Here is an 18,664-nt window from a genome sequence, read left to right on the forward strand (position 1 = left end):
GAGAGTTCCATGAGCGCGACATCGTTACCCCGCTGCGCCCGGCTTGGGCTGGACATCCCGTTGCAGCCGTTGCTCGACGCATTGGCTGCCGTGGACCAGGCGGCGTGGCAAGGGCATTTCAACCGTGGCTTCTACGAAGGAGACTGGAGCGGCGTTGCGCTGATCACCCCCGACGACGCCCTGATGCCGCTGGCGCCGGGGCAGGGCGCACCGCTGGCCAGCGACCTGTTGCGGCGCAGCGCGGCCTGGCAGGCCGCACTGGGCGCCTTCCGCACGACTATCCGTAGCGCGCGCCTGCTGCGCCTGGGCTGCGGCTCGCGGATTCACGAGCACTGCGATCCTGATCTGGGGCTGCCCGACAGTGACCTGCGCCTGCACCTGCCGTTGCTGAGCCCTGAGGGCGTCGAGTTCCTGGTGGACGGGCTGCAGGTGCCGATGCGTCCGGGCGAGTGCTGGTTCATCGACCTCGCCCGCCCGCACCGGGTCGACAATCCGGGGCCCGGGGAGCGCATCCATCTGGTCCTCGACTGCCAGCGCAACGACTGGCTGCTGGCGTTGATCGAGCAGGGGCTGGCGGATACGCCGAGCCTGCGTCCTGGTCGAGCGGCCCTGGCATTCGAGCAGTTCCGCGTGCAGGTCGCGCAGGAGCCTGAGCTCGCCCAGGCGCTGCGCTCGATGACCGACAGCGCAGACTTCGTCGCGCGGGTGGTCGCTCTGGGGGCCGCCCGCGACCTGCACTTTTCCGCCGCTGAAGTTCGCGCCACGATGCGCCTGGCCCGCAGAGCCTGGAGTGACCAATGGAGAGCCTGAGCCCCGTGCTGGACCTCAGTGGCTGGCGGCCCATTCGTGCCTGGTGTGACGCACGGGACTGGCGCCTGGACTGGTGCTGGTTCGGCGAGCAGCGCCTGACCCGACCATTCTTCCATGACGACGTGGAGCAGGCCCTGCGCCTGCCTTTCAACCTGGCGTTCCGTCGCGAGACCGGCCTGACGGAGCTGCTCGATTGGCAGCGCGCGAGCCCCGGCTTGGCTCCGAGCCTGCTGGTCTTCCACGCCTCGCGCTGCGGCTCGACGCTGTTGGCACAGATGCTCGCCGGGCTCGACAGTCACCTGGTGCTGTCCGAGCCCGGTCCGCTGGATAGCCTGTTGCGCAGTCACTACCTCCACGAGTGGGAGGCAGGCCAGCAGGAGCGGGCCGTCATCGCGATGCTGTCAGCGCTGGCGCAGAACGCGGGGCCGCCGGCGCAGCATCTGGTGGTGAAGCTCGATGCGTGGAATCTATTCGAGTTGCCGCTGATTCGCCGTTGCTTCCCCGAAACGCCGTGGATATTTCTCTACCGCGACCCGCTGGAGATCGCTGCATCGCACCTGAAAATGCCGGGCATGCAGATGATCCCGGGCCAACTGAGTCCGTCGCCGTTGAACCTGGTCGATGAGCCGGTGGCACCCCGCGAGGAATACATCGCTCGTCGCCTGGGGCGGTTGCTGGCGCTGGCGGTGGAAGCGTGCCGCGGACAGGGCGGCCTGGCAGTGGCTTACGAGGAGTTGCCGCAGGTATTGGGCGGACGCCTGCGCGAGCGCCTGCGGCTGACGACTGGGCAGGTCGAGCAGGCCATGGCGGTGAGCCGGCAGAATGCCAAGCGTCCGGGCGAGGCTTTCGTGGCGGATTCCCGCGACAAGCGCGACTCCGCTTCGGCGCTACTGCGTGACAGTGTGGCTCGTTGGGCCGATGCGCCTTACCGGGAGCTGGAGGCGTTGCGCAGGGATCAGGCGGGTTGAACGGGCTCGCGGCGCATCTGCCATTGCGCCTCGTCCGGCGCTCCTCCCAGGCTCGCGAAGCCCAGGCGCTGGTACAGGCGCACCGCAGGATTGTGGCGCATCACCGCGAGCTCAAGCGCCTTGCCCTGATGGTCGGCGTGGGCGACGACCTCGCGCAGCAGCTGTTCACCCAAACCGCGTCCGCGCTGATGCTGTTCGAGACCGATTTCGAGGATGCGCAGGCTGTCCGGGCGGTCGTCCAGGGTCAGCACGCCGATTGGTTCGCCGTCGAGCAGGATCAGTTCGGTAAGGGCGCCTGGATAGTCACTGGCGAAGATGCGCTGCTGCAGTTGCCACTGCTGGTCGAGCAGGGCGGGGCAGGCTGCGATCAGCGCCGCGTCCAGGCCGCGCAGTTGCGCGAACAGGCGCTTCAGCCAGGGTTCGTCGGCGCTGTCGGCGGGGCGGCGAAGCAGGGTGGGGCGGGTCTTTATCTCGCTCATGGGCTGTTGTAGTTTTCCAGGCCTTGGTTTTCAGGGGCAGATTTTCAGGCTCAGGTTTTCCAGGCTTCGCGACGGCGGAGCCTGCCATTCAACGATCAGGGAGTGACCTCATGCTCATCGACCTCCAGGGCCTGACGGCCCAGGCATTCAGTTCTGAACTCGGCCAGGTGTTCACTGCACACACCGTTCCCGATCCGGTCCAGCTGACTTTGCACAACGTGATCGAAGGGCGCGAGGTCGGCGGTGGTTTCCGCACGCCTTTCTCGCTGATCTTCACCACGCCGATGAATGTACTGCTGCTCGAGGCCCAGTATCGCCTGAGCAGCCCGAGCGGGCGCGATTACGAACTTTACCTGGCGCCGCTGGCGGCAACGCCCGGCGACCAGCGCCACTACCAGGCCCTGTTCAGCTAGGGCCTGGCAGCGGGCCGGGTCGATCAGTTGCGGCTGGGGAAGACCCCGAGGGCGCAGATGCACTGGGTCAGCGCCAGATAGGGCTGCAGGATCGAGACAGGCTGGCTGCCGCCGGCCGCCGCCAGTGTCACGTTCAGTTGCCCCTGTGCCGGCAGTTGCACCGAGCCCGGCGCGGGACCGTAGATCTGCACCGTGACGGCATCACGCCCGGCGGCCCCCAGCGACTGCGCCAGCGTATCGCTGGTCGTCGCCTGGCTGGCGCTGGCGGCGCTGCTGGACTCCGACAGCAGCACGGTGGCCTCCGCGGTGGCGCCGTGGGTATGGGTCGGCAGGTTGCTGGTGAGCAGGGTGGTGTGTTCCGTACCGGCCACGGCACCCAGCGGGTAGCTGGCGTTCTGGCCGAGGCCGGCGCGTCCGCCAAGATTGGGCAGGCAGAAGGTGTTGACACCGTCGCCACCGTAGGTGGTGCCCAGCAGCGCGTAGAGCGTCTGGTTCTGCGAGATGCTCATTTGCTGGCCATTGCAGGTAATCCAGTTTCTCGGCGCGAAGCTGCCGGCAAAGGGCGCGACGACGCCGATATAGCTTTCGACATCCATGTGGTGCTCCTTGAGTCGTCAGTTGCGCGAGGGATACAGCCCGGAAACGCAGATGATGTAGTTGATGGCCTGGAACGGCTGCAGGATGGAGAACGGCTGGGAGCCGCCGGTCATCTGGACGTTGACCGTCGCCGAACTGGACAGCGGCAGGTTCACCGAGCCCGGTGCTGGCGCGTAGATCTTCACGTCGACGGCATCGCGGCCGTAGGCGCCATTGGCGGCTGCCAGCACCGAGGTGGCGCTGGGCGTGGCCGAGGTGGCTGCTGCGCTGCTGGTCGGCAACGAGGCGCTGAGGGTGCCGGTGGCGGCGTGGGTGTGCATCGGCATCTGCGCGGTGGTCAGGGTGGTGCTTTCCGTGCCCCCCACCTGGCCGAGCGCGTACATGGATGTACCCGGCGACTGGCCCACGCCGACGGGGACGCGGCCCTGCAGGTTGGGCAGGCCGAAGGTGGTCTGGCCGTTGCCGCCGAAGTTGGTGCCCAGCAGCGAAAACAGCGCGGAGTTCTGCTGGACGGCGAGGATCTGCCCGGCGCAGATCATCCAGCCGCGCGGTGCGAAGTTCGGGGCCCAGCCGCTGATCGAGCCGAGATAGGACTGTTCACTCATGATCATTTCCCTACTTTGAGTTGTTATCGCTTCATCACGGGACTGGCCCGCCGACCATTCCGCTGGCGATCGGGCCGAGAGGAAACATAGACGATATCCATGAGAGCGTCGGGCTCGCGGTTATTGAGCGAATTGCCGGCGAATGCCGGCTATCGGGCCATTGACGTCAGCTTTCCATCAGGCATTATGGTGAGATCAATCCAATAACAATTTGCCAGCTTGCAGTCGTCGTACCGGAGCCGGTGCGGCTTTGCGTGTGTGCTCTCAGGGAGGAGGCCATATGTTCAGGCATTGGTTCGCGTCATCGGCCGTTCGCAAGCATCAGTCCGGCGCCATGCGCTCCCCACTGGCCCTTAGCCTCGAAGCCAGGATGATGTTCGACGGCGCGGTCGCCGCCACCGTCGCGGATACCGCCGCCAGCCAGGGCGCCGATCATCCCGCCGCCCAGGACAAGACACCCACCGACTCGTCCTCCCACGACACCCTCGCCGCAGCCCCCACTGCTTCCTCCGACCAGCGCCATGAAGTGGTGTTCGTCGACAGCAAGGTCGCCAATTACCAGCAACTGGTCGCCAGCCTGAAGCCGGGTACCGAAGTGGTGGTGCTCGACGGCAACAAGGACGGCCTGCAGCAGATTGCCCAGTACCTCAACGGCCGCACCGGCATCGACGCCATCCATATCCTCAGCCACGGCGAAGAGGGTGAAGTGCATCTGGGCAACACCGTGCTCAGCGCCGACAACCTGGCCAGCAAGGCTTCGCAGCTGTCCGCCATCGGCGACAGCCTGGACGCCGATGGCGACATACTTCTGTACGGCTGCGACGTGGCCAAGGGCTCCGGCGAAGTGCTGCTTCAGCAGCTATCGGCGCTCACCCGCGCCGACGTGGCTGCCTCCACCGATCGCACCGGCGCCGCGGCCCTGGGCGGCAACTGGACGCTGGAAGCCCACACCGGCAGCATCGAGACGCAGCGCCCCTGGGCTTCCGACAGCGGCCCCGATTATGCCGACCTGCTGGCGCTACCCTCGGCAAACCAGTCGCTGGGCGACATCTACTGGACCAACAACACCGGCGGCAACACGGTGGATGGCTTCACCCTCAGTGAATCCACGGGGGCGGTGCGGATGAGCTCGCCGGACTCGATCTATTTCAGCACGAGCTCCGTGGCCGACGGGGACGGCAACCACTACTACCAGCTGACCTGGACCGCGGATAACGTCGATCTTGGCAAGTTCGACCTGGACGGCCTGGTGATCCAGTCCTTCGGCGGCAACTACCGGCTGGACGTCAGCGCGATTTCCGGGGGCGCGACGGTTACCCAGTCGTTCACCTTCTCGGGTGCACAGGGGCCGCTGACCGTCAACATCGACAGTTCGATGTTCAACGACATCAGCGGTTTCACCCTGCGCGTCACCAATCTCAACGGCTCCACATCGGTCGCCAACATGGACCTGCAGCAGGTCCTGCTCACCGACCTGAAGGGACCCAACGCCGACCCGGTGCTCGGCGGGCTCAATGGCAGGACCGCGAGCTTCACCGAGGACAGCGGGCCGACGCTGATCGATGCGGCGGGCCTGGCCACGGTGAGCGACAGCGACTCGGCGAACTTCGATGGCGGTCAGTTGCGCGTGGCGATCACCTCCGGCCAGCAGTCGCTGGAGGACGTTCTGGGCATTCGCAACCAGGGGACCGGCGCTGGCCAGATCAGCGTTTCGGGCGCCAATATCTCCTACGGTGGAGTGCTCATCGGCACTTACACGGGGGGCAGCGGCGGCAGCAACCTGGTGGTGACGTTCAACTCCGTGGCCACCGCGGCGGCAGCCCAGGCGCTGGTGCGCAACCTGACCTACGTGAACAGCAACGGGCTTGACCCCAACACCTCGGCACGCACCATCAGTGTGACCGTCTCCGATGGCGACGGCGGCACCAGTGCAGCATCGAACGTTACCCTCAGTGTGATCGCCACCAACGACGCCCCGATGCTCGCGCCGGCCAACAACGTCATCGGCTATACCGAGAACGCAGCCGCAGTGGCGCTGAGCCCCACGCTGACCCTGGTGGACGATGGCAGCAGCTTCCAGAAGGCGACAGTCACCATCAGCGATCTGCGCGTCGGCGATTCCCTCACCGTCGGCAGTCCGGGCGCTTTTGCCACCAGCTACAACAGTGCCACCGGCGTCCTGACGATCACCGGTGGCGGCAGTGCCGCCGCGTTGCAGGCCGTCCTGCGCTCGGTGAGTTTCTCCTCCAGCTCGGATGATCCGACCTTCGGCGGTTCCGATACCACCCGGCAGATCAATTTCGTGGTCACCGACAGCGCTGGCGACGACTCCAACACCGCCGTCGTCCAGGTGGCGATCACCGCCATCAACGACGCGCCGACCCTGTCCGGCGGCCCTTACACCTGGGTGGGTACCAGCGAAGACACCAGCTCCCAGGCCGTCACGGTCAGCAGCCTGCTGGCCGGCGTTACCTACGCCGACGTCGATGGCCCCGCCAGCGGAATCGCCCTGACAGCCAGCACCGGCAGCAGCGTCTGGCAGTACTCCACCGATGGCGTGACCTGGACCGATGTCGGCGCGGTGTCCAATGGCAGCGCGCTGCTGCTGTCGGGCAGTACCCTGCTTCGCTATGTGCCCGATGGCAAAAACGGTGGGACGGCCACACTGACTTTCCGCGCCTGGGACCAGACCTTCGGCATCGCTTCCCTCAACGGCATTCGCTCCACCTCCGATACCAGCTCCAACGGCGGCAGCACGGCGTTCTCGACAGGCATCGCGCAGGCAACGATCAGCGTCAGCAGCGTCAACGATGCGCCCGTGTTGAGCCCCTCCAGCCCGGTGCTCAACACGCTGACCGACGGTGACGTGAATAACGTCGGACAGGCGGTTTCCAGCCTCATCACCGGTCAGGTCAGCGACGTGGACACGGGCGCGGTGCAGGGCATTGCCATCACCGGCCTGAACTCCGGCGTCGGTGGCACCTGGCAGTTCAGCCTGGACAGCGGCGCCAGCTGGCAGGACGTCGGTACGGTTTCCACGGCTTCGGCGCTGCTGCTGCGCAGCAGCGATCGGGTGCGCTTCGTGCCCGACGGCGTCCATGGCACCACTGCCAGCTTCACCTTCAAGGCCTGGGACCAGAGCGGCATCACCGCCGGCCAGCAAGGGTTCAAGCTCGATGCTTCCAGCAGCGGCGGCACCACGCCGTTCTCCTTGGTCAGCGATACCGCCAGCGTTACAGTCGTCGCAGTCAACGATGCGCCGACGGTCACTAGCAGTGGCGGCAGCGCGGCGTTCGTCGAAGGGGCGGACGTGGCGTCCACGCCGGTGGTGGTCGACAGCGGCCTCACCGTGTCGGACAACGATTCGCCGCTGCTCTACAGCGCCTCGGTGAAGATCACTGGCAATTTGCGGCCCTCCGAGGATGTGCTTGGATTCACCAACGATCCTGCCACCATGGGTGACATCAGCGGCAGCTACAACGCCGCCACTGGCACAATGACCTTCACTTCCGCCAGTGGCGCCAGCGCGGCCCAGTGGCAGGCAGCGTTGCGCTCGGTGACCTACAGCAACAGCTCGGACACCCCGGACACCACCACGCGCAGCGTCAGTTTCAGCGTGAGCGACGGCCAGCTCGACAGCGCCGACGCCACGCGCAGCGTGACCGTGACGGCCGCCAACGATTCTCCTCAGCTCAGCCTGCCCGGCGTGATCAGTCTCAGCGAAGACGCTACCGGGATCATTACCGGCATCGTTGTCTCCGACGTCGACGCGGGTACCGGCAACGTTCAGGTCACCTTCACTTTGCCGCCCAACAGCGGCATCCTGTTCGCGACCGTCAGCGGAAACATCGCGGTTGACACGGGGCTCAACACCATCTCCCTCACCGGCAAGGTCGCGGATATCAACGCCTACATCGCCGGGATGAACCTCTTCTACTCGCCGAACGCGAACTTCAACGGCAACGTCACCCTCGGTGTCAGTATCACTGACCTGGGCAACAGCGGTGGCCCGGCGAAGACCGACAGCGGCAGCCTGATCCTGCAGGTCGACGCGGTGAACGATGCGCCGAGCACCCCCGTGGTGCCGTTGTTGCCGGTGAGCGGCAGCGAGGACGTCCCCCTGGTGTTGAACGGCATCAGCTTCAGCGACATCGATGCCGGATCGGGTGTGGTCCAGGCGACCTTCAGCGTCGCCCCGGGCAGCGGCACCTTCAGTGCCCTGGCGGGCGCCGGCGTAACGCTGACAGGCTCGGGCACCAACCAGCTGGTGCTCAGCGGAAGCCTCAGCGATATCAACGCCTTCATCGCCGGCAGCCAGGTGAGCTACCTGTCGGCGGCCAATGCCTCGGGCATCGTCATCGTGACGGTCAGCCTCGATGACCGCGGCAATACCGGCACGGGCGGCGCCAAGGTTTCATCGGCCACCTTCAACCTGGACATCAGCCCGGTGAACGACGCTCCGGTGAACAGCGTGCCGGGTGCCCAGACGGTGCTCTCGAACGAAACGCTGGTCTTCAGCGCCGGCAATGGCAACGCGATCTCCATCTCGGACGTGGATGTCGCGGGTGGGAACCTGCGCGTGACGCTCGTCGGCATCAACGGGATGATCACCCTGGGCAGCATCTCGGGCCTGTCGTTCCTGGCCGGTGATGGCACAGTCGATGCCATCATGACTTTCGATGGCTCCCTCGCCGACATCAACAATGCGCTGGCAGGGCTGAGCTTCACCCCAATGGCCGGCTACCACGGCGCGGCTTCGCTGCAGATCATCACCAATGACCAGGGGCAGTCCGGCTCCGGTGGCCAGCAGACCGACACCGATATCATCTCGATCAACGTCGAGCAGCCCAACCCGCGTATCGTCGGCGTCAGTGCCGGCACCCCGGACGGCACCTACAAGGTCGGTGATCAGATTCTGGTCCTCGTCGAGTTCGACCAGAGCGTCAGCGTCGACACCACCTCCGGCAGGCCGAGCCTGCTGCTGGAAACCGGCACCATCGACCGCACCGCCCAGTACCTGGGCGGCAGCGGCAGCAACGTCCTGTCGTTCCTCTATACCGTGCAGGCCGGCGACCAGAGTGCGGACCTCAACATTGCCGGCGTCGGCGCGCTGTCGCTCAACGGCGCGAGGATCTTCAACGCGCGCCTGGACGATGCCTTCAGCGACCTGCCGGACCCGGCCAGCATCGACAGCCTGGCCAGTCGCGCCAACCTGGTGATCGACGGCGTGGCGCCTGTCGTCAACAGTGTCACGGTGCCAGCCAACGGCACCTACGTGGCGGGGCAGAACCTCGATTTCGTCGTCAACTTCAGCGAGAACGTGATTGTCGACACCAGTGGGGGCACGCCGAACATCCTCGTGACGCTGGATGGCGGAGGCACCGTACTGGCCCAGTACCTCAGCGGCAGCGGCAGCACGGCCCTGCTGTTCCGCCTGGTGGTATCCAGTGGTCAGTTCGACAGCAACGGCATCAGCCTTGGCTCGACCATCCAGACCGGCGGCGGCACCCTGCGTGACAGCGCCGGCAACGACATCAACACAAGCCTGAACAGCGTGGCGAGTACCACCGGCGTGCTGGTCGATGCCGTGGCGCCCACGGTCAGCAGTGTCAGTGTGCCGGCAGGCGTTCCCTACAACGCCGGCGATACCCTGACCTTCGTGGTCAACACCAGTGAAGCCGTGCTGGTAAACGGCAGCCCGCGGTTGGCCCTGGACATCGGTGGCAGGACGGTATTCGCCGACCTCGTCGCTGGTTCCGGCACCTCGACCCTGGTGTTCCAGTACACCGTCCAGGCCGGTGACAACGACGCCGACGGTATCAGCGTGAACGGTCTCTCCGCCAACGGCGCCACCCTGCGCGATGCCGTCGGCAACAACATGAACCTGACGCTCAATAATGTGGGTGCCACCTCCGGCGTGATCGTCGACACCGTGGCACCGACACCCAGCGCCATCGTCACCCTCGACCCGTCGCCGACCAATGCCGGCAGCGTGCGCTACACCGTGACCTTCAGCGAAGGCGTCAGTGGCGTCGACCTGAGTGACTTCGCGCTGGTCGGCACTGGCACCGCCGCGGGCAGCCTGAGCGGCCTGCAGCAGATCGACGCGCGCACCTACCAGATCACTGTCAGCGGCGTTTCCGGTACCGGCACCCTGGGCCTGAACCTCAACGGCAGCGGCACCGGCATCCTCGACGCGGCTGGCAACCCGCTTAGCGGCGGGCTGACCGGCGCGGTGTACAGCGTCGACCGCGATGCCCCGACCGTTACCGCGGTCAGCGTGCCTGCGGGGAGTCTCAACAACGCGGGCGACACCCTCGACTTCGTGGTGCAGACCAGCGAAGCCGTAGTGGTCGACGGCTCACCGAAGCTGGCCATCGACATGGGCGGGCGCACCGTCTACGCCGATTACGTCAGCGGCTCGGGCAGCAACAGCCTGGTGTTCCGCTACACCATCCAGGCTGGCGACAACGACGCCGACGGCATCCAGGTCAGTGGGCTTTCCGCCAACGGCGGCTCCCTGCGCGACGCCACCGGCAACGCACTGAATCCTTCGCTGAACGGCATCGGTGACAGCCATGGCGTGCTGGTCGATACCCGCGCGCCCACCGCCACCGGAGTCGTGCGGCTGGACCCGTCGCCCACCGGCGCAAGCACGGTGAACTTCCTGGTGACTTTCGACGAGGACGTCAGCGGCGTCGATGCCGGCGACTTCTCCCTGATGACCAGCAACTCCGCCAGCGGCAGCATACTCTCCGTCGTGCAAGTGGATGCCCGCATCTACCGCGTAACCGTCGGCAGCGTGAGCGGGCAGGGCAGCCTGGGCCTGGCGGTCAACGCCGGCGGCATCAGTGACGCGGCGGGCAACGTGCTGGCCAATTCGCTGCGCGGCGACAGCTATGTGATCGGCTCGCTGTCCGATGGCGATCCGGAGTTCCGTGTCACCACGCCGGGCGTGCCGGCCTTGCCGTCGCCCACGCCATTGCAACCCGATGTGCCGGTGGTTGTCACGCCGCAAGGCACCTCGCCGGTGCTGCCGCCGTCGCTGTTCCCCAGCGAAGGAACCGGTGGCCTGCCACCGCTGGGCAATATCTTCGTGAACAACGGCGCACCGTCGCAGAGCTTCATTGCCCAGGTCTTTGGCAGCTCGTCGTTCGGCGACGGCAGTGGCAAGGGCTTCCTGGGCTTCGGCGGCGGTGACGCAGGCGTCTTCGGCAGCAGCACGCTGGCCGGCATCTTCGATAGCGACGGTTTCGACGACAGCTCGCCGCTGAAGGCCTTCGACCGTCGCAGCGGCGATATCGACCAGGGCATCCGCGGCATCTTCGGCGCGCCGAGCCTGACGCAGCAACTGCAGCAGATCCACGAATCCGAACAACAACCATTGCGCGAGCTGGCCTGGGCGCTGGGGCAAGTAGCCCAGGACCGCGACGCATCCTGATCACCACATCGCCAAGTAGAAAAAGCACAAGAACGAAGCCGTAACGAGGGGGACGGCCAGGGATGAAAAAACACACGACCTTGCTAGGGATCAGCTTGTTGGCGCTTGCCGTGTCCGGCTGCGCCGTCACCACGCAACCCATCGACCGTAGCGTCAGCGAGCAACGCGCCCGCGACGACCTGCAGGCGATGTTCAAGGATCAGGAGCCGCTCAGCGGCCCGCTGACCCTGCACGAGGCCATGGCCCGTGCGGTGAAGTACAACCTCGAGTCGCGTCTGAAGGTAATGGAGGAGGCGCTGTCGCGCCGGCAACTCGATCTCGCCACCTTTGACATGCTGCCGCGCATGGCGCTCGAGGCCGGTTACGCCGGGCGCAACAACCAGAGCGCTTCCAGCAGCCAGAGCGTGTTGACCAACACCCAGTCGCTGGAACCCTCCACCTCGCAGGACCGCGACCGCGACGTCGCCGACCTGACCATGGTGTGGAACGTGCTGGACTTCGGCGTCAGCTATGTCAGCGCCAAGCAGCAGGCCGACCAGCGCCTGATCGTCCAGGAGCGCCGCCGCAAGGTGGTGCAGACCATCATCCAGGACGTGCGCTCGGCTTACTGGCGCGCGGTCGCCGCACAACGCCTGCTCGACCGTATCGACGCGCTGATGGCACGGGTCGACGGCGCGCGCAAGGACAGCCAGCAGATGAGCCAGCAGCGCATCGGCGACCCGGTCCAGGCGCTGGGCTACCAGCGCGCCCTGATCGAGGCCAGCCGCCAGCTGGAGGAACAGCGTCGCGCACTGTCGCTGGCCAAGACCGAACTGGCTACCCTGATCAACCTGCCGCTGGGTACCGAGCTGACCCTCGCCGCGCCGGAAGGCTACGACGTGCCGGAGCTGAAGGTGGGCCTTGAGCAACTGGAGCAGCAGGCCCTGGCCAGCCGCCCGGAACTGCGCGAGCAGGACTACCAGGCACGGATCAGCGCTGCGGAAACCCGCAAGGCCATGCTGCGTCTGCTGCCGGGCCTGGAATTTTCCGCTGGCGGGCACTACGACTCCAACAGCTTCCTGGTCAACAACCGCTGGGCCGACTACGGCGTGAAGGTCACCTGGAACCTGTTCAACGTCCTGTCCGCCCCGGCCGCCATCGACGTTGCCAAGGCGGGCGAGGACGTCAACGTGGCGCGCCGGCAGGCCATGTCGATGGCTGTGCTGGCGCAGCTCTACGTGGCCAACGCCAACTACAACGAGGCGCGCCGCCAGTTCGTCACCACCCAGGAGCTGGCCAGTCTGGATACCCAGATCGTCGGCCAGCTGCGCAACCGCCACCAGGCGCAGGGCATCGGTGAGCTGGACCTGATCCAGGGCGAGCTCAATGCCCTGCAGGCGGACCTGCGCCGCGACCTGGCCTACGCCGAACTGCGCAACAGCTATGGCCAGGTATTCGCCTCGGCCGGCGTCGATCCGCTGCCCAGCAACGCCCCCGATACCAAGCTGACCACCCTGGCCAATGGCCTGGCCGAGAAAGAGCGCCAGCTCGACAGCGGCAACGTGCAGTAATCGCCCCAGGCGTGCCAGTGCCGCCGCGCTACTGGTACGCCGAGGGCTATGCGCCTGCTGCGAGCTTGCGGGTCATCCGAGCGGACGCGCTCAACCTGTTGCCTTGCAATCCTCGGCCTGCTGCTTTGGCGCAGGCTGAGGAGCTGCCTTGGCCCCGGACAACCGCGACACGCCGAACAACACCAGTGCCAGCCCGGCAATCTGGTAGACCGTGATCGCTTCGCCCAGCAGCGCCCACGAGGCGAACACAGTGAGCACCGGCCCCAGGTTGCCGAAGGCCGCTGCATGGGTGGCGCCCATGCGCTGGATCGCCAGCGCCATCCAGTAGATCGGCAACACGGTGGAGATCAGTGCCATCAGCGAACCGTGGATCCACACTGCGCCGGGCAAGGTCGCCAGTTGCTGCACGTCGCCACTCGCCGCGTAGTGGATCAGCACCATCACCGATGAGGCGCCGCCGGCCAGCCCGGCCAGGCGCATCGAGCCCACACGCCGCACCACGGCGGCCGTGCCCATGTAGTAGAGGGCATAGGTGACGGCGCTGGCAAACACCCAGAGCGCGCCAAGCAGTATCTGTCCGTCACCGCCTTCCACACGGATGTCATGCACCAGCGCGATGCCCAGGCCCAGGTAGCACAAGCCCATGGCGACCAGGGTCCGGGAGTCGGGGCGTTCGCGGTTGACGGCCATCTGCAGGAGCAGCACCAGGGTCGGGTAGGTGAACAGGATCAGCCGTTCCAGCCCGGCGCTGATGTACTGCAGGCCGTAGAAGTCGAACAGGCTGGACAGGTAATAGCCGAACAACCCGAGCAGCAGGATGCGCAGGCCGTCGGCCAGCGTCAGGCGGGGCTGTTGCGGGCTGCGGCTCAGCCAGATCAGCCAGAGGAACAGCGGCAGCGCCAGGCCCATGCGGATGGCCAGCACCGTTACCGCATCCACCGGCGCGGCGGCGTAGGAGAGCTTCACGAATACCGCCTTGAGGCTGAAGCCGGTGGCGGACAGCACGGCGAAGAACACACCGTTGCGCAGGCTGCGCTGGTAGAGGGAGGTCAGGCTATTCATGGCGGCACGGATGCAAGGCAGGGGAAAGGCTTTATTCTAGAGAGAAGGCCATTTCACTAGAATCGCAACTTGGCGAACGTGGCTTTCGTTTTTGGAGAATACCCCATGCATTTCGATCTTGCCGACCTGCGCCTGATCGCTGCTATCGCCAGCACCGGCAGCCTGAGCAAGGCGGCGGCTTCGGTGCCGGTGGCGGTCTCGGCGGCGAGCAACCGTCTGCGCCTGTTCGAAGAGCGCTGCGGGCTCTCCCTGTTCGCCCGGCACAGCGACGGCATGACCCTCACGCCAACCGGCCGTCTGGTGCTGGAGGCCGGCCAGCGTGTGCTGAAGGAAGCCCGGCAGCTCAGGGACACCCTGCAGGAGCTGAGTGGAGAGCGGCGCATCACCTTGCGCCTGGCCGCTTCCACGGTGGCCAACAGCACCTTCCTGCCCACCGCGCTGGGGCCGTTCCTGGCGGACTACCCGGAAGTGGATCTGCAACTGACCGAGCAGAACAGCAAGGACGTGCTGCGCTCCGTGCAGGAAGGGCAGATCGACATTGGTGTCTACGACGGCAACCTGCCCACCGCCGGCCTGCTGTCGCTGCCGTTCCGCAACGACAAGCTGGTGCTGCTGGTGCCGCAGGATCATCCGCTGGCCAGCCAGCACCTGCCGAGCCTGCGCGATGCACTGAGTTTCCCCTTCGTCTGCCTGCCGGCCGAACGCGCCATGCAGCGTTTCGTCGAGGCGATGGCAGTACGCAATGCAATGCCGCTCAAGGTGCGCGTGCGCGCGCCGAGCTTCGATGCCATTGCCCAGTTGGTCGCCCAGCGGGTGGGCGTGGCCATGCTCCCTGAGGCGGCTGCTACACGCATGGCTCAGGAGCTGCCGGCGGTAGTGGTGCCGCTCGCCGACGCCTGGGCCACCCGTGAACTGCGCATCTGCGTGGCTGACTGGGATGCGTTGTCATCCCATGCGCGGCAGTTGGTGACCTACCTGATGAATGAAGGAGCCGCCGCTCGCTGAAACGTGGCGAGGGGGAGTGAGCAGCGGCAAGCCCTGGCAGCGTCGAAAGCTGGCCGCGCGACTTCACGCGGTGGTATTCACCGAGGTGCCGCTGGTGCTGCTGCCGGACTCGGTCAGGGCTTCGGAGTAGGCCGCGGTGGCCGCCGCTACCGCCGCCGAGGCGGACGAGACGCGTGCCTGGGCAGCCTGCGCGGCGATCTGCTGGGCCTGCTTCTCTTCCTCGGTCTGGCCACCGCCCTGGCTGGCCTTGGCCAGTTCCTGCTCGGCCTCTTCCAGCTCCTTCTGCGCCTGCTCCATGGCCTGCTTGAGTTTCTCCAGGGTGGTGTCGGAACTGCTGTCGGAGCTGCCGCTCGCTCCGCCGGCGGCACCGCCGCCAGCTGCTCCACCCGCCGCCTGTGCCGAAGAGCTGGCCGTCGTCTGGGAAGTGTTGGTGGCATCGCTGGTGGCGCTGTCCTCGCTGCTCGTGGCAGAGGTCGAGGCGGCCGAAGTCGAGGCGGTGGTGTAGCGAACGTTGGTGGCGCTGACTGCGCTGATGGTAGTCATGGATGGGCTTCCGCTGAGGATGGGTATCCGCAATGGCGGCCGCCAGGAAGAGAAATTTAGAGCGGTTTGTTATCGACTTGGTATCGGGCCTGGTACTTCAGGCGCACCCCCTCATTTCTGCTCCACCAGCCGGGGTGTCTGCGACCCTTCCAGGGTCAGGTGGATCACGCCGGCGCGGCTGGGGAAGTTCGGCGCATCGTCGTCGCTGTTCTCCATCACCGGGATGTCGATCAGGGTACGCTTGCTCGCCGGGTCGGCAACCAGCCGGGCGTCCAGCTTCTCGACCGAACGCCAGCCACCGCCGCCGATCTGCATGGCATCGAGCAGGCTGTAGTGCTCCTGGCCTTCTTCATTGGGTGTGGAGGAAAAGACGGCGAGGTACTGGCTGTAGTTGTTGCCCATGTCGAAGCCTTCGATGGTGAACACCGCCAGGATGATCTCGCTGTCCTGGCCGGTCTTCAGGGTCTGCACATGGGTGGCTTCGGGGTAGCCGGTGGCGAAGCTGTCCTTGTACAGCTCCACCAGGCGGCTCACCTGTTCTTCCAGGGGCTTGGGCACGGGCGGCTGCTCGGCGGCGTGGGCAAGGGTGCAGGCCAGCAGCAGGCTGGCGGGCAGCAGGCGAATCTTCATCGGGGGAACATCCGTGTCGGGGGTAGGGGTGGCATGGCCAGCATCTTGGATACTGGCCTTCGTCGGATTACTGCTTGAGGCCGGGAATGGCGTTCTTCGACACCCAGTCACCGACCGCCGAGCAGGAGTAGGTGTTGGAGTAGTCGTAGAACTGCTGGGCGAGGGAGCTGGCCTCGTAGGTGCCGCACTGGTAGACCGACGTGCCCTTCTGCAGGATCAGGAAGTGGATCTGGGTGACCCGCCCCTGCGCCACGTAGGCGGCCTTCACTTCGTAGCCGCTGCGCAGCAGTTCCGTCACCTTGACCTCTTCGGCAGAAGCCTGCGAGCCGATGGCCAGGAGGCCGAGCAGCGCAAAGACGGCTTTCGCCAGATAGTTCAGGTTAGCCATGGTTGTGTCTCGTCCTTGAGGGGGCCTGGGCTCAGGCTTCCGGCTTCAGCGCGATGCCGCCGCAATTGCCGCGGGTCAGCAGGTAGTCCACCTGGCGGGCGCGGTTGATGGCGACGCGGATTTCGCAGCTGGCCGAATGGACCACGTCGCCCCAGTACTCGGTATGCACCAGCTGGCCGTTCTGCGGGCCGGTGTAGGTGCCGAGCGCCTCGCGGGAGACGTAGGAGGTGTCGCGGCGATAGATCAGCACGACCCAGTCGTTCTCCGGCGCCAGGCCGATATCGCTGGGCGCGCCGAAGTGGTCGATGGCGTCGCCGGCCGGGCGGCCCTTCCAGTAGCTGCGGGCCTGCGCTTCGGGCAGGGTGGGAATGGCGGAACAGCCGCCGAGCAGGATGGCGATCATCCCCAGTGCGAGTAGTCCTTTCATTGCACGCCCTCCTTGGCCGGTGCGTTCTTCACGGGCATCTGCTCGAAGCCCTTGTCGACCATTTCCAGGATCAGGTTCTTGGCGTGCTCGCGGTTGCGCAGCTGGAACAGGCCAGGAGCGGCGGAGACCAGTTGCAGCATGGGCATCTTGCCCAGCGGGTACATCTTCTGCTCGACGTGGGCGTCCGGCTTGCAGAGGAAGTCGCGGCTCTGGGCGATCCACGCCTCAGGCTTCTTCTGCCATTCCTTGGAAACCTTCTTCGGACGGATGTCGTTGTAGAACTTGTCGTAGTTCTGCGCGCCGTTGAGGCGCACGCGGTTCTTCGCGCAGTCGACCTCGACGTCATAGGCGGTAAAGGTCGGCTTGGCGCCTTCCTCGTAGAATTCGTAGACACCCAGCGAGCGCACGCCGTTCTTGCGGTCATAGATGTTGGCGGGGTCGCCATCGATGACGAAGATTTCGTTCTTGTAGAGGCTGCCCTGCTGGTGAATCAGCCAGAAATCGCCAGAGGGTCCTTCCGCTTGCGCGGCGAGCGGGCTGCAAAGCAGCAGGGCAGGCAGCCAGGGCCTGAGGGGCTTGAACATATCGGACATTCCTTTGCCGTTGTGATCGCCCGAGCGCAGCGCACCCCGGCGAAAGAAGGGTAGGAAACTAGAGGCGCAGGTATTGATGGTCAACCTGCTTGTAGGATTTTTGTGACAGACGGCAGTGAAGTTTTTTGCGGCGAGGAGGGAGCGGAAGAGCGCCTGTTGGCGCTCTTCGCGGGCATGGCTCGCTCCTACAGGGGAGGCCTGCCCGTCAGGGCGAAATGAACTGGCGAACCGCCTGGATCGTCTGGGTCGGCGCCTCTTCCATCAGCCAGTGCCCGGCGCCCGGCACCACCACTTCGGTGACGTTGTCGGCGGCATTGCGCATGACGATGGCTTCATTGGCACCGAAGGATTTCTCACCGCCGACGGCCAGCACCGGCATCGTCAGCTTGGTCTTGTTCGACGCCTCGTTGTCCACGGCATCCTGGCGAATGCTGCGGAACTGGGAGAAGGCCGCATGCATCGCACCGGGGCGGGCATAGAGCTTGGCGTAGTGCTGCCGGGTGGCTTCGTCGACCTTGTGCGGGTCGCCGGCGAATTCGTTCCAGAAGCGGTCCAGGTAGATGCGCTCGCGCCCGGCCACCAGGCGCTCCATGTCCGCGCCGCCAAAGTCGAAATGCCAGAGCATCGGTGAGCGAACGATGTCGTTCCACGGCGCGATGCCGGGGACGGGAGCGTCCATCACCACCAGGCGTTCGGTCTGCTGCGGATATCGGGCGGCGTAGGCGTAGGCCACCATGGTGCCGATGTCATGGCCGACCACCACCGAGTGCTCGATGCCCAGCGACGCCAGCACCGCGCGAACGTCGCCGGCCTGGGTCTTCTTGTCGTAACCGTCGGCGGGGATCGACGACAGACCCATGCCGCGCAGGTCCGGCACCACCACGGTGTGATCCTTGGCCAGGTCCATGGCCAGTGGCGCCCACATGTCGCCGGTATCGCCGAACCCGTGCAGCAGCACTACCGCAGGACCCTTGCCGCCGACGCGGACGTGGATGGTCGCGCCGTCTACGGCGATGTCCTGGGTACGAAAGGAGGAGGGGAAAGCCACTACGCCGGCATGTGCCGGAATGCTCAGGATCACCAGCAGGGATGCGGTCAGCAGGGAGCGGATCATGGTGAGCTCTCCAGAGGTCGACTGGAGGAGCGTAGTCCG

The 18,664-nt window shown here is 66.0% G+C and carries 16 protein-coding genes; 6 read left to right on the forward strand and 10 right to left on the reverse strand.

The window, feature by feature from the left end; genetic code table 11:
• Positions 1-9 precede the first annotated feature (9 nt).
• Both IB273_RS03010 and IB273_RS03015 read left to right on the forward strand, forming a co-directional pair.
• Positions 10-810: an aspartyl/asparaginyl beta-hydroxylase domain-containing protein gene (locus IB273_RS03010; protein WP_081516906.1), complete on the forward strand. Its 801-nt coding sequence runs from the start codon at positions 10-12 to the stop codon at positions 808-810.
• Entirely contained in the window at positions 798-1,778 is a 981-nt protein-coding gene (locus IB273_RS03015) for a sulfotransferase (RefSeq protein WP_151186806.1), read from the forward strand. The genes IB273_RS03010 and IB273_RS03015 overlap by 13 nt, the downstream gene beginning before the upstream one ends.
• Here the strand turns inward: IB273_RS03015 and IB273_RS03020 are convergent.
• The gene (locus IB273_RS03020; RefSeq protein ID WP_192223194.1) at positions 1,766-2,257 is read right to left on the reverse strand and encodes a GNAT family N-acetyltransferase; all 492 of its coding nucleotides are present in this window, start codon (positions 2,255-2,257) and stop codon (positions 1,766-1,768) included. The two genes, IB273_RS03015 and IB273_RS03020, sit on opposite strands and share 13 nt — an antisense overlap.
• 110 nt (positions 2,258-2,367) lie before the next feature.
• Between IB273_RS03020 and IB273_RS03025 the strand changes: the two genes are divergently transcribed.
• The gene (locus tag IB273_RS03025) at positions 2,368-2,670 is read left to right on the forward strand and encodes a DUF6916 family protein (protein WP_081516909.1); all 303 of its coding nucleotides are present in this window, start codon (positions 2,368-2,370) and stop codon (positions 2,668-2,670) included.
• 23 nt (positions 2,671-2,693) lie between these two features.
• Here IB273_RS03025 and IB273_RS03030 read toward each other — a convergent pair whose 3' ends face one another.
• Complete coding sequence (locus tag IB273_RS03030) at positions 2,694-3,266, reverse strand: phage tail protein (RefSeq protein WP_192223195.1); 573 nt, start codon at positions 3,264-3,266, stop codon at positions 2,694-2,696.
• Between the two features lie 18 nt (positions 3,267-3,284).
• On the reverse strand, positions 3,285-3,872 hold the full coding sequence (locus IB273_RS03035) for a phage tail protein (protein WP_192223196.1): 588 nt from the start codon (positions 3,870-3,872) through the stop codon (positions 3,285-3,287).
• A 334-nt stretch (positions 3,873-4,206) separates the two neighbouring features.
• Here IB273_RS03035 and IB273_RS03040 point away from each other — a divergent pair, with 334 nt between their 5' ends.
• Both IB273_RS03040 and IB273_RS03045 read left to right on the forward strand, forming a co-directional pair.
• Positions 4,207-11,313 (forward strand): DUF4347 domain-containing protein, encoded by a 7,107-nt coding sequence (locus IB273_RS03040; RefSeq protein WP_225610065.1) that lies wholly within the window; start codon positions 4,207-4,209, stop codon positions 11,311-11,313.
• Between the two features lie 62 nt (positions 11,314-11,375).
• Complete coding sequence (locus IB273_RS03045) at positions 11,376-12,863, forward strand: TolC family protein (RefSeq protein ID WP_192223198.1); 1,488 nt, start codon at positions 11,376-11,378, stop codon at positions 12,861-12,863.
• 90 nt (positions 12,864-12,953) lie between these two features.
• On the opposite strand, the gene IB273_RS03050 is transcribed toward IB273_RS03045, so the two are convergent.
• Positions 12,954-13,925 carry a DMT family transporter gene (locus IB273_RS03050; RefSeq protein ID WP_192211097.1) on the reverse strand — a complete coding sequence of 324 codons (972 nt, stop codon included), beginning with the start codon at positions 13,923-13,925 and terminating at the stop codon, positions 12,954-12,956.
• Positions 13,926-14,030: 105 nt separating this feature from the next.
• Between IB273_RS03050 and IB273_RS03055 the strand changes: the two genes are divergently transcribed.
• Complete coding sequence (locus tag IB273_RS03055) at positions 14,031-14,930, forward strand: LysR family transcriptional regulator (RefSeq protein WP_081516915.1); 900 nt, start codon at positions 14,031-14,033, stop codon at positions 14,928-14,930.
• Between the two features lie 63 nt (positions 14,931-14,993).
• Here IB273_RS03055 and IB273_RS03060 read toward each other — a convergent pair whose 3' ends face one another.
• The 6 genes from IB273_RS03060 to IB273_RS03085 all read right to left on the reverse strand — a co-directional run bounded on the left by IB273_RS03060 (position 14,994) and on the right by IB273_RS03085 (position 18,625).
• Positions 14,994-15,473 carry a hypothetical protein gene (locus IB273_RS03060; protein WP_192223199.1) on the reverse strand — a complete coding sequence of 160 codons (480 nt, stop codon included), beginning with the start codon at positions 15,471-15,473 and terminating at the stop codon, positions 14,994-14,996.
• Between the two features lie 111 nt (positions 15,474-15,584).
• Positions 15,585-16,103, reverse strand: coding sequence for a hypothetical protein (locus IB273_RS03065; RefSeq protein WP_192223200.1), 519 nt, complete (start codon positions 16,101-16,103; stop codon positions 15,585-15,587).
• A 67-nt stretch (positions 16,104-16,170) separates the two neighbouring features.
• Positions 16,171-16,491 carry a hypothetical protein gene (locus IB273_RS03070; protein ID WP_192223201.1) on the reverse strand — a complete coding sequence of 107 codons (321 nt, stop codon included), beginning with the start codon at positions 16,489-16,491 and terminating at the stop codon, positions 16,171-16,173.
• 31 nt (positions 16,492-16,522) lie between these two features.
• A complete protein-coding gene (locus IB273_RS03075) occupies positions 16,523-16,918 on the reverse strand; it encodes a hypothetical protein (RefSeq protein ID WP_045214467.1) in 396 nt (131 codons plus the stop codon).
• Positions 16,915-17,502: a hypothetical protein gene (locus IB273_RS03080; protein ID WP_081516919.1), complete on the reverse strand. Its 588-nt coding sequence runs from the start codon at positions 17,500-17,502 to the stop codon at positions 16,915-16,917. Before IB273_RS03080 ends, IB273_RS03075 begins: the two co-directional genes overlap by 4 nt.
• A gap of 214 nt (positions 17,503-17,716) precedes the next feature.
• Positions 17,717-18,625, reverse strand: coding sequence for an alpha/beta fold hydrolase (locus IB273_RS03085; RefSeq protein WP_192223202.1), 909 nt, complete (start codon positions 18,623-18,625; stop codon positions 17,717-17,719).
• Positions 18,626-18,664 lie beyond the last annotated feature (39 nt).

This window comes from Pseudomonas sp. PDM19 (genome assembly GCF_014852215.1).
GTDB lineage: Bacteria > Pseudomonadota > Gammaproteobacteria > Pseudomonadales > Pseudomonadaceae > Pseudomonas.